Raw genomic sequence first — 12,049 nt, 5'->3', positions numbered from 1 at the left:
CGATGGGGCCGTGCATCGAGGTCCGGGGCGGGGGCAAGACCTACGCCTCCGCGCGTGGCCCGGTCACGGCCCTCACCGATGTGGGGCTTGCGGTGCAGGAGGGTGAATTCCTCTCGCTCCTCGGCCCCTCGGGCTGCGGGAAGAGCACGCTGCTCCGCGCCATCGCGGGGCTGGACCCGCTGACCTCCGGCACGATCATGCTGCGCGGCGTGCCCATCACGCGCCCGCCCGAGCGCATGGGCATGGTGTTCCAGCGCGACGTCCTGCTCGACTGGCGCAGCATCCGGGACAATGTGCTGCTGGCGGCCGAGTTCCAGGGCCTGCCACGGCGCGCGCATGAGGCCCGCGCCATGGCGCTGCTCGACCGCTTCGGCCTCGGCGCCTTCGCCGAGCGCCACCCCTGGGAGCTTTCGGGCGGCATGCGCCAGCGTGCGGCCATCTGCCGCGCGCTGCTTTGCGAGCCCGAGATCCTGCTGATGGACGAACCCTTCGGCGCGCTGGACGCGATGACGCGCGACGATCTGAACCTGGAGCTCTCGCGCATCCAGCAGGATGGCGCACGGACCGTGGTCTTCGTCACGCATTCCATCGCCGAGGCGGTCTATCTCTCCGACCGCGTGGCTGTCATGTCCACCGGGCCCGGGCGCGTGGTCGAGGTCTTCGACATCGACCTGCCGCGCCCCCGGCCGCTCGCGATGCGCGAGACGCCGGAATTCGCGCAGCATGTGGCGAAGATCCGCGGGCTCTTCTCGCGCCTTGGCATCGTGAAGGAGTAGGCGATGGCGGGCGGCTCGCACGCGCAGGGCATCGGCGGCACCTTCGCCGTGCTTCTCGGACTGCTCCTCGCCTGGGAGGCGGCGGTGTGGTTCTTCGCGCCCGCGCCCATCCTGCTCCCCGCGCCCAGCGCCATCCTGGCCGAGCTGTGGTCCTCCCCGCGCTACTTCCTGCGCCATGCCGGCTTCACGCTCTGGACCACGCTGGCCGGCTTCGGCCTCTCCGTGGTGCTGGGCGTGGCGCTCGCGGTGGCAACCGTCGCCTCGCGCTGGGCGGACCGGGTGATCACCACCATTCTCGTCGTGATGAACTCGCTGCCCAAGGTGGCGCTGGCGCCGCTCTTCGTGATCTGGATGGGCACGGGCGCCGAGCCCAAGATCGCCATCGCCGTGATGCTCGCCATCTTCTCGATCGTGGCGGATGTGGCGCTCGGCCTGCGCTCGGTGGATCCGGACGCGCTGGCGCTGGCGCGCGTGCATCGCGCCTCGGGCTGGCGCATCCTCTGGAAGGTGCGCTTTCCCAACGCCCTGCCGGCGCTCTTCGTCGGCATGAAGGTGGCGATCAGCTTCGCGCTGGTCGGCGCCATCGTCGGCGAATTCGTCGGCGGCTCGGCAGGGCTCGGCCATGTGATCCTGATCGCGCAGGGGCAGTTCGACACGGTGCGCGTCTTCGCGGCGCTCTTCGTGCTCGGCGTCATCGGCACGCTGCTGTTCTACATGGTGGAGGCCGCGGAACGCCTGGCCCTGCCCTGGCACGTGTCGCAGCGCAGCCAGCACGGCGCCTCGCCGCGCTGAGGGCGCGGCAGGCTCGGCCTCGGGCTCACGTCTCCGGGTGCTGCTGCGCCGGGGGTTCGAGGTCGAAGCTCGCGGCCGGCAGCGGGATCACGCCATTGGCGAGCAGCGAGGCCGGATCTTCGGCCCCGCCATCCTGGCCCGTCGCCTCCGTGTCCGGCGTCGCGGCGGCCGGGTCGGAAGGCGGGAGGGACGGTTCGGTGGGCGGCGCCACGTGATACCCATCGGCCTCGTCCATGGCGACATGGTCCAGGTAGGGGTTGCGCTCGCCCTCGGCCGGCGTTTCGCCGGCCCCGTCGGGCACCAGCGCGGCATAGGGCCCGGCCGGCGCGGCATCATCCTCCGGCGCGTCGGACGACCATCCGTAATGGTTGCCCGTGTTGCCCAGCGTTCCATAGCGGCCATGATTGTCATGGTCGCCTCCACCCCAGCCGCCGCTCGACACGCTGCCGGTGATCGGGCGCACGGAAGAGGGCTCGTCCCTGCCGTGGATGATGACCTGGATCCGGTGCGACGTGCCGTCCGTGCTCTCGATGCGGAGTTGGTCCACCAGGGTCTCGCCATTGCGAAGGTCCTGGATGTCGGGGCGGTTGTTGTCGGCCGTGTAGCGCCAGCTGCCATCGGCCTGCACCTCGAAGGTGCCGAAGCGGCCGTCCTGGATCTGCGGCACGAGGTGGTTCTGGTCCTGATCGGGGTCGGAGACGAGGACGATGCCCGAGGTGGCCAGCACGCCGCCGGGGCCCACCGCACGGTCCTCCGTCACCTGGCCGGGCGAGGACTGGATGCTGGCCGCGTCATTCGCGCCATGAATGGTGACCTGGAGCAGGTGCGTGGTGCCGTCCGCACTGTGCACGCGCACCGAGTCCGTCATGCTCTCGCCCGCGCCCAGGGCCTGGATGTCGGGATGCGCATTGGGCGCGGCGTAGCGCCAGCTTCCATCGGCGCCGAGGGTGAAGGTGCCGTACTGCCCGGCCAGCGTCTGGGGCACCATGTGGTCCTGCCCGGCATCGGCGTCCGCCACGTAGAGCTGGCCGGTCGCGAGCAGCAGCCCTGCGGGCGAGACGTGGCGGTCCTCGGTGACGTTGCCGGGGGTGGAGGAGATCCAGGCCGCGTCGTCGCTGCCCTGGATGGTGACGTGCAGGGTATGCGCGGTGCCATCGGCGGCATGGACCTGCGCCGTATCAGTCAGGCTGTCGCCGGCGCCGAGGGACTGGATGGCCGGCTGGTTGTTGGCGGCGGCGTAGCGCCAGGTGCCGTCCGCGTTCACGACGAAGGTGCCGTAGGTACCGCTGACGGTGCCAGGCACCACATGCGCGAGGGCGGGATCGGTCGTCTCCACCGCCACGAAGCCCTGGGCGACGAGAAGCCCGCCGCGGGTCACGTCCACATCCTCCTGCACGGTGAGTGGCGTGGATTCGAGGACCGCACGGTCATCCGTGCCGTGGATGGTGACGATGAGCTTCTGCGGCGTGCCGTCCGCGCTATGGATCGTGAAGGCCTCCTGCAGGATGTCGCCCTGCTTGAGCTGCTGGATTCCCGGCTGGTCGTTCCGCGCGGAATAGGTCCAGCTTCCGTCGGGCCGCAGCAGGAGGGTGCCGTAGCTGCCCTGTAGTTCGGCTGGGCGCACGCGGTCTTCGCCGGGATCGGGATCGAAGACCTTCACCTGACCATGGGTGACGAGGTCGCCCAGCGGTGAGACGTTCCGGTCCTCGGTGACATCGCCGGGTGACACGACGAAGTCGGGCTCGCGGTTCGGCTGGACGACCTGCCCTGCGACGAGATCGTTCGTGAGCGAAAAGCCCTGCTGCGGCGCGACCTGCGGTGGATGCGGGTGCGGCGACAACTCGGCATGGGCTGGCTGCTCCACGGCGGCGAGGTGGGGCTGCGGCAAGCTCGGCTGCGGCAGCGGCGGTTGCAGCAACGACGGGTCCTGTGGACCAGGCCCACCCGGCGGCGGGACCTGCTGCGTCGGCGGCAGGTTCGGCTGCGGCAGCGGCGGCTGCAGCAATGTCGGGTCCTGCGGACCAAGACCACCCGGCGGCGGAACCTGCTGCACGGGCGGCAGGTTCGGCTGCGGCAGCGGCGGCTGCAGCAATGGCGGATCCTGCGGACCAGGACCACCCGGCGGCGGGACCTGCTGCGTCGGCGGCAAGCTCGGCTGCGGCAGCGGCGGCTGCAGCAACGGCGGATCCTGCGGACCAGGACCACCCGGCGGCGGAACTTGCTGCGTCGGCGGCAAGCTCGGCTGCGGCAGCGGCGGCTGCAGCAACGGCGGATCCTGCGGACCAGGCCCACCCGGCGGCGGAACTTGCTGCGTCGGCGGCAAGCTCGGTTGCGGCAGCGGCGGTTGCAGCAACGACGGGTCCTGTGGACCAGGCCCACCCGGCGGCGGGACCTGCTGCGTCGGCGGCAAGCTCGGTTGCGGCAGCGGCGGTTGCAGCAATGTCGGGTCCTGCGGGCCAGGACCACCCGGCGGCGGAACTTGCTGCGTCGGCGGCAAGCTCGGCTGCGGCAGCGGCGGTTGCAGCAATGTCGGGTCCTGCGGACCGGGACCACCCGGCGGCGGAACCTGCTGCGTCGGCGGCAAGCTCGGCTGCGGCAGCGGCGGCTGCAGCAGCGGAGGATCCTGCGGACCGGGACCACCCGGCGGCGGAACCTGCTGCGTCGGCGGCAAGCTCGGCTGCGGCAGCGGCGGTTGCAGCAATGTCGGGTCCTGCGGACCGGGACCACCCGGCGGCGGGACCTGCTGCGTCGGCGGCAAGCTCGGTTGCGGCAGCGGCGGTTGCAGCAACGGCGGGTCCTGTGGACCAGGACCACCCGGCGGCGGGACCTGCTGCGTCGGCGGCAAGCTCGGCTGCGGCAGCGGCGGCTGCAGCAGCGGAGGATACTGCGGGCCAGGACCACCCGGTGGCGGAACTTGCTGCGTCGGCGGCAAGCTCGGTTGCGGCAGCGGCGGCTGCAGCAACGTCGGGTCCTGCGGACCAGGACCACCCGGCGGCGGAACTTGCTGCGTCGGCGGCAAGCTCGGCTGCGGCAGCGGCGGTTGAAGCAGCGGCGGGTCCTGCGGACCGGGGCCGCCCGGCGGCGGAACCTGCTGCACGGGCGGCAGGTTTGGCTGCGGCAGCGGCGGCTGCAGCAATGGCGGGTCCTGCGGACCAGGCCCACCCGGCGGCGGGACCTGCTGCGTCGGCGGCAGGTTCGGCTGCGGCAGCGGCGGCTGCAGCAACGGCGGATCCTGCGGACCGGGACCACCCGGCGGCGGAACTTGCTGCGTCGGCGGCAGGTTCGGCTGAGGCAGTGGCGGCTGCAGCAACGGCGGATCCTGCGGACCAGGACCACCCGGCGGCGGGACCTGCTGCGTCGGCGGCAGGTTCGGTTGCGGCAGCGGCGGCTGCAGCAACGGCGGATCCTGCGGACCAGGACCGCCCGGTGGCGGAACCTGCTGCACGGGCGGCAGGTTCGGCTGCGGCAGCGGCGGCTGCAGCAATGTCGGGTCCTGCGAGCCAGGACCACTCGGCGGCGGAACTTGCTGCGTCGGCGGCAAGCTCGGCTGCGGCAGCGGCGGTTGAAGCAGCGGCGGGTCCTGCGGACCGGGGCCGCCCGGCGGCGGAACCTGCTGCACGGGCGGCAGGTTTGGCTGCGGCAGCGGCGGCTGCAGCAACGGCGGATCCTGCGGACCGGGACCACCCGGCGGCGGAACTTGCTGCGTCGGCGGCAGGTTCGGCTGCGGCAGCGGCGGCTGCAGCAACGGCGGATCCTGCGGACCAGGACCGCCCGGTGGCGGAACCTGCTGCTTCGGCGGCAGGTTCGGCTGCGGCAGCGGCGGCTGCAGCAACGGCGGATCCTGCGGACCGGGACCACCCGGCGGCGGAACTTGCTGCGTCGGCGGCAGGTTCGGCTGCGGCAGCGGCGGCTGCAGCAACGGCGGATCCTGCGGACCAGGACCGCCCGGTGGCGGAACCTGCTGCTTCGGCGGCAGGTTCGGCTGCGGCAGCGGCGGCTGCAGCAACGGCGGATCCTGCGGACCGGGACCACCCGGCGGCGGAACTTGCTGCGTCGGCGGCAAGCTCGGTTGCGGCAGCGGCGGCTGCAGCAACGGCGGATCCTGCGGACCGGGACCACCCGGCGGCGGAACTTGCTGCGTCGGCGGCAGGTTCGGCTGCGGCAGCGGCGGCTGCAGCAACGGCGGATCCTGCGGACCGGGGCCGCCCGGTGGCGGAACCTGCTGCACGGGCGGCAGGTTCGGCTGCGGCAGCGGCGGCTGCAGCAATGGCGGGTCCTGCGGACCAGGACCACCCGGCGGCGGAACCTGCTGCACGGGCGGCAGGTTTGGCTGAGGCAGTGGCGGTTGCAGCAATGGCGGGTCCTGTGGACCAGGCCCACCCGGCGGCGGAACTTGCTGCGTCGGCGGCAAGCTCGGTTGCGGCAGCGGCGGCTGCAGCAACGGCGGATTCTGCGGACCGGGGCCGCCCGGTGGCGGAACCTGCTGCACGGGCGGCAGGTTCGGCTGCGGCAGCGGCGGCTGCAGCAACGGCGGATCCTGCGGGCCAGGACCGCCCGGTGGCGGAACCTGCTGCGTCGGCGGCAAGCTCGGCTGCGGCAGCGGCGGTTGCAGCAATGTCGGGTCCTGCGGACCGGGACCACCCGGCGGCGGAACCTGCTGCGTCGGCGGCAAGCTCGGCTGCGGCAGCGGCGGCTGCAGCAGCGGAGGATCCTGCGGACCGGGACCACCCGGCGGCGGAACCTGCTGCGTCGGCGGCAAGCTCGGCTGCGGCAGCGGCGGTTGCAGCAATGTCGGGTCCTGCGGACCGGGACCACCCGGCGGCGGGACCTGCTGCGTCGGCGGCAAGCTCGGTTGCGGCAGCGGCGGTTGCAGCAACGGCGGGTCCTGTGGACCAGGACCACCCGGCGGCGGGACCTGCTGCGTCGGCGGCAAGCTCGGCTGCGGCAGCGGCGGCTGCAGCAGCGGAGGATACTGCGGGCCAGGACCACCCGGTGGCGGAACTTGCTGCGTCGGCGGCAAGCTCGGTTGCGGCAGCGGCGGCTGCAGCAACGTCGGGTCCTGCGGACCAGGACCACCCGGCGGCGGGACCTGCTGCGCGGGCGGCAGATCCGCCTGCGGCAGCGGCTCCCGCAAGGCCGGCGGCAAGTTCGGCCGCGGCACCTCGGGCTGCACCAGCGGCGCGCCGGAGGTGAACACGGGCCGATCATCCTGCCCGGGCGCACCAGCATCCATGGCCGGGCCCGCATCCGCAGGGCGCGTTCCGGCACCGTCCGCCGGCATCGGTCCAAACCCTTCGGCCGGGGGCACAACCACGCCGCTGCCGCCAAGCGGCACGGCGGGCCTCACCTCCGCCTCGGGCATCGCCGCCGGCTTCGGCGGGGTCTCCACAGGGGCCGGGCTCGCGCGCCCGCCGCGCCAGACCCAGGCGAAGATCTCCTCCCAGATGCGCGGCCGTGCCGGCGCAGCGGCCGGACTCGCCGCGTTCACCGCTTCCTCAGGGCGGGGCGTGGGCTTGTCCTGATCGCTCGCCATGCGTCGCGCCCCTCCCCGCTCAGCGTTCTGTGAAGGCCAGGTCCAGCACGGTGAAGACGGGCTTCCACAGATACTGGAACACCGTCTTCGCGCCGGTCGTCACATCGGCCTCGCCCGTCATGCCCGCCTGCAGGGCCAGCGCGTCATCGCCGCGGAAGCGGCTGTGGTCCAAGCGGATCCGCAGCCGGTAGTAGGGCGCGGTCCGCGTGTCGTTCACCGTCGTCGCCGAGACCGACTCCACCGTGCCGGTCAGCGCGCCGAAGCGGCTGAAGTCGAAGGCGTCGATCTTCACCCGCGCGCGCTGGCCGGGCTGCACGAAGCCCACATCGCGGGGCGAGAGCCGCGCCTCGAACATCAGCCCCTCGTCGCTCGGAACGATCTCGGCGATGGTGCCGCCCGGCGGCACGACCATGCCCGCGCGCGGTGCCGGCAGCGCCTGCACGAGGCCCGAGACGGGGGCCACGACCAGGGCCGTCTCCAGCCGGTCGCGCAGGGTCGCGGCTTCCTCCGTCAGGCTGCGGAAACGCACCCCGGCCTCGACCCGGCGCTCGGCGGCCTCCGCATGGCCGCGCTGGCGCCGCGCCTCCTGCGCCACATCGAGCTCGCCCAGCTGCCCGATCAGGACGAGCCGCTGCCCGCGCGCCTCGGCGAAGGCGCGGCTGGTGCGCGCCTGCTGCTCGATCAGGTCCGCCAGCCGCAATTGCGAGGCAAGACCCTGCGCCGCCAGCCCACCCAGGATGTTGCGCGAGGATTGCAGCGCCTCGACCTCCTGCTCAAAGGCCGGGAGCTGCGCATCCACGGCCTCCAGCTGCGCGCGCCGGCCGACGACCTGCTGCCGCAGGGTCAGCAGGTCAGCCTCCAGCAGCCTCCGCTGCGCGGCCAGCGCCGCCTCTTCGCGCGCGACGAGGTTGGGGTACTCGGTTGCGAAGCGCGCGAAGTCGGGATCGCGCTCCTCGATGAAGGCGGTCAGCCGCTCGATCGCGATCTCCATCGCCGCGCGGTTGGCCTGGGTGGTGGCCAGCTCCGCCTCGGCGCGCACGCGGTCGAAGCGCAGGATCGGCTCACCCTGGCGGATCAACGTGCCTTCGCGCGCGAAGACCTCGCGCACCAGGCCGCCATCGCGCGCATCCACCACCTGCACATTGCCCGAGGGAACGACCGCGCCGGGCGCCTTCGCGATCTCGTCCACCGGGGTCACGACGGACCAGAGCAGTGCGGCCGCGACGATCGCAACGATCAGCGCGGCCGCCGCGTTCAGCAGCCGGCGGATCGCGCCGTCATCAAGGAAGGGCTCTTCGGAGGGGGCGGGCGGCGTCATGCGTCTGAAGCTCCGAGGGCGAGCGCCGGCCGTGGCGGGCCGGCATAGACCGCCTGGCCGCGATCCAGCACGACCACGCGGTCGGCCAGCGCGGCCAGCGCGGGGTCGGCGGTGGCGAAGATCACCGTGCGACGGCCGCGCTCGGCGGCGAGAAAGGCTTCGAAGGCCGGTCGGCCAGGGTCCTCCGCGCCGCGCAACGGCGTGTCCACCAGCGTCATCCAGGCATCCTTCAGGCGCGCCCGCGCGAGGCCAAGATCGCCCCCCGCCACCGCCACCGTCACCTCCCGCCGCCAGGGCGCGGCGAGCCGGAGGTTGTCCTCCGCGCCGAGGCGGAAGGCGTGCGGCGCGCGCGGGACATGGGCGATGGCGCGCAGGCGCAACTCATCCGGATCCACATGCGCGAGGTTCTCACCGCCCAGCAGCACCGCGCCGGACTGCGGCGCCATCAGCCCCGCGGCGAGTTGCAGCAGCGTGGACTTGCCCGAACCGGTCGGCCCCGTCACCGCGACGACCTCGCCCGGCGCGATGCGCAGCGTAAGGCCGAGCAGGGCGGGGCTGCCCGCCCCCGGATGGGTGTAGCTCACGCGGTCGAAGCGCAGCTCCACCGGCGTCGTGCCCGCATGGTGCAGGCGGGCCGGCTGGTCGGCCTCGGTCGGCAGCTTCAGCACGGCCTCGAGCCGGGCGCGCTGCGCCGGCACCTGCCGCAGCCGCGCGAGGGAGAAGAACAGCGCCTGCACCGGCGCGTTGATGCGCCAGATGAGCAGCATGGAGGCGATCAGCCCGCCAGCCGTCATCGCGCCCTCCAGCACCAGGGCGACGCCCAAGGCCAGCGTGGCCAGCGCCAGCCCGGAGCCGAAGACATGGCCCAGCGCCTGGGTGAAGGCGGCGCGCGTGGCGGCCTGCATGGCGACGCCCGCCATGCGCCGCTGCACCGCGCCGAAGCGGGCGAGCCAGCCCTCGGCCAGGCCGGCCTCGCGCAGCGCCACGGCCTTGTCGGCCAGTTCGGCCAGCATGGCCTCGCGCTCCGTCGCGACCTCGCCCGCCACCTGCAGGCCGAGGCGCGTCCGCCGCGCCAGCAGCAGGGCAAGGCCGGCCAGCAGGGGCAGGTAGAGCAGCGGCACCAGCACGATCCAGCCGCCGATCAGCGCGACGGCGAGCAATCCCAGCAGCACGAAGGGCGCGTCGAACACCGCCGTGCTGAGCGCATGGGAGAGCGGGTCCACCGGCCGCCAGGCCTCGGCGAGGCGGGCCAGCGCCCCATGCGGCTGGAAGCGCCCCGCCACGGCGAGCGGCGCGCGCGCGAGGCGCCGCGCGACGCGGGCCTGCAGCGCATCGCCGAAGCGGGCATGCGCGGCGGCCAGCAGCCGCCCCCGCGCCACGCGCAGCAGCAGCAGCGCGATCAGCACCAGCGCGCCGCCGGTGGCGAGGCCGGGCAGGATCTCGGGCGCCGCGCCGCCGATCACGCGGTCATAGACGACCATGATCAGGAAGGGCACGCAGAGCGCGACGAGATTGGCCGCGAGGCTGATGGCATAGCCACCGGCGACCACATGGCGCACATCCTCGTCGAACTCGGTCAGCGGCAGGTCATACATCGCCCGCACATGCAGGAGGCGGGACGAGGCGGCGATCGCGGCCGCCGCCTCCGGCGCCAGCGGCTCCAGGCCGGGCACTGCGAAGATCTGGCCGGCGCGCTTGATCAGCGCGCGGACCTCCCCGCTCCCGGTAACCGCGACCAGGCCACCATCCAGCGGCTCGCGCCAGCGCGCGCGGGCGCGCTCGCCCTGGCTGACGTCATGGCCGAGCCGTTCCAGGGTCGCGGCCAGGGCGTCCATGTCGAGCGGCCGCCCGGTCTCGAAGATGCCCGAGATCACCACCGCCTCGCCACGCTGGTTGCCCAGGGCACGCAGCAGCGGCAGCAGCGTGGCGCCGAAGGGCCCTTCCAGCGCGGGAACCGTCGCGCTCATGCCGCCAGCGCCCGCGACAGGCCCGGGACGATCTCGCCCGCGGCGAGCGCCGCCAGGGCGGGATCATCCGTCGCCAGTAGGATCGCCGGACGCGCTCCGCCCAGCAGGGCGGCGAGGCGCTGCCGCCCCTCGGCGTCGAGATCCTGCTCCGGATATTCCAGCAGGAGCAGCGTCGGATCGGCGGCCAGCGCGCGCACCAGCGCGATGCGCTTGACCATCCCGGCGCTCAGTTCCGGCCGCAGCATGCCGCCGACTGGCGTCCGCATGCCCTCCGGCAGCGCGTCCACCAGCGCCGAGAGCCCGAGCGAGCGCGACAGCCCGAGCGCCCGTTCGGCGCGGGCGGGATCCCAGCCAGTGAGGTTGTCCAGGATCGTGCCGCGGAACAGCACCGGCTCAGCCGGGACCAGGATGGCCGGGCCGGCCCGCTCGATCCGGCCCTGGGCGGACGGATCATCGGCAAGGACAGTGCGCAGCAGCGCGCCCGCCGCCTCCGCCAGGCCCACGACGCGCAGGATCTGCCCCGCCTCGAGCCGCGCCGCGGCGCCGGCCACGCCCTCGATCCGCAGGGCGACGCCCGGCCCGGCGGGGCGAGGCAGGGCGGGAGCAGGTGCGCCGAGCGCCTCCGCAAGGCCCTCCACCTGCCGCGCCGCCGCATCGGCCAGCCCGCGCCGGGACAGCGCGGTGAAGACGCCGAGCCCGGAGGCGACGGCGCGCCCGCCCAGCAGGGAGCAGGCGGCGAGCCCGCCCGTGGTCATGTCGCCCTCGACCACCAGCAGCGCGCCCGCCAGCGTGATCGCCAGCGTCGCGGCGACCGAGGCCGCCTGCAGCAGGTCGGTCAGCAGGCTGGAGGCGCGTTCGATCCGCTCGGTCGCGCGTGCCTGCTGGCGCAGCTTGCCCTCCACCTCGCCCATCAGCCGCCCGGCGAGGCCGAATCCCTTGAGGTCGGCGAGGCCCGCGAGCACGTCGCCCATCTGCGTCCGGGCCTCGTCCTCCGCCCGGGCGCGCGCGACCGAGGCGCCGCGCTGGCGGCGGGCGAGCAAGAGGCCGAGCGTCGCGCCCAGCAGCAGGATCGCCAGCGGGATCAGGACGAGCGCGCCGCCGATGAACCAAACCAGCAGCAGGAAGACGGCGGCGAAGGGCAGGTCGAACCAGGCGATGCGGATGCTCACGCCCGCAGCGTCATGCGCGCGGGAGAGGGCGTCGAAGACGCCGCGGCGGGCGCCGGGCTCGGTCGCCGCGAGGCGGCCCAGCGGCGCGCCCAGAATGCCGCGCGCGACGGCCAGGCTCTCGCGCGTTTCGCTCAGGATGGCGGCGCGCGCCGCGGCGCGGGTGCGCGCCAGGCGCAGCACGCCCTCCATCAGGATGGCCAGCGCCACGGCCCCGAACAGGCTGATGGCGGTGCCATATTCGGCACTCGGCAGGATGCGGTCATAGACCTGCAGCAGCGCGAGGGGGAGGATCAGGCCGAGCAGGTTGGAGGCGGCGCTCAGAACGAACAGACCGGCCGCCAGGGGCCAGAATTTCATGTCGCTCAACCTCTTCCCATCCCTGATGCGAAGAAGGCTCGCACGAATGTTCGAGCATTGTAAATTATGAACGCCAGACCGCATCTGGCCTGCGCGGCGGCCCCGATGCCGTGCCGCGGGCCCCTATCCATCACCGG

Annotated in this window: 6 protein-coding genes; 2 read left to right on the top strand and 4 right to left on the bottom strand. The window is 73.7% G+C overall.

The genetic code is table 11. The features are described 5' to 3' along the window. The first annotated feature begins 2 nt into the window (after positions 1–2). Both R9Z33_RS04025 and R9Z33_RS04020 read left to right on the top strand, forming a co-directional pair. Entirely contained in the window at positions 3–776 is a 774-nt protein-coding gene (locus tag R9Z33_RS04025; RefSeq protein WP_318650017.1) for an ABC transporter ATP-binding protein, read from the top strand. Positions 777–779: 3 nt separating this feature from the next. After that, positions 780–1,568: an ABC transporter permease gene (locus R9Z33_RS04020; RefSeq protein ID WP_318650016.1), complete on the top strand. Its 789-nt coding sequence runs from the start codon at positions 780–782 to the stop codon at positions 1,566–1,568. Positions 1,569–1,593: 25 nt separating this feature from the next. On the opposite strand, the gene R9Z33_RS04015 is transcribed toward R9Z33_RS04020, so the two are convergent. From R9Z33_RS04015 to R9Z33_RS04000, 4 genes are read right to left on the bottom strand one after another with little or no spacing between them, the layout of a single operon-like run. Further along, the gene (locus R9Z33_RS04015; protein ID WP_318650015.1) at positions 1,594–7,101 is read right to left on the bottom strand and encodes a VCBS domain-containing protein; all 5,508 of its coding nucleotides are present in this window, start codon (positions 7,099–7,101) and stop codon (positions 1,594–1,596) included. Positions 7,102–7,120: 19 nt separating this feature from the next. After that, on the bottom strand, positions 7,121–8,419 hold the full coding sequence (locus tag R9Z33_RS04010) for an HlyD family type I secretion periplasmic adaptor subunit (RefSeq protein WP_318650014.1): 1,299 nt from the start codon (positions 8,417–8,419) through the stop codon (positions 7,121–7,123). Next, the gene (locus R9Z33_RS04005; RefSeq protein ID WP_318650013.1) at positions 8,416–10,386 is read right to left on the bottom strand and encodes an ATP-binding cassette domain-containing protein; all 1,971 of its coding nucleotides are present in this window, start codon (positions 10,384–10,386) and stop codon (positions 8,416–8,418) included. The genes R9Z33_RS04010 and R9Z33_RS04005 overlap by 4 nt, the downstream gene beginning before the upstream one ends. Continuing rightward, positions 10,383–11,912, bottom strand: coding sequence for an ABC transporter transmembrane domain-containing protein (locus R9Z33_RS04000; protein ID WP_318650012.1), 1,530 nt, complete (start codon positions 11,910–11,912; stop codon positions 10,383–10,385). The genes R9Z33_RS04005 and R9Z33_RS04000 overlap by 4 nt, the downstream gene beginning before the upstream one ends. Positions 11,913–12,049: the final 137 nt, after the last annotated feature.

The organism is Sediminicoccus rosea (genome assembly GCF_033547095.1).
GTDB classification, from domain to species: Bacteria; Pseudomonadota; Alphaproteobacteria; order Acetobacterales; family Acetobacteraceae; genus Roseococcus; species Roseococcus rosea.
This window is presented reverse-complemented; position numbering and strand designations above follow the sequence as displayed.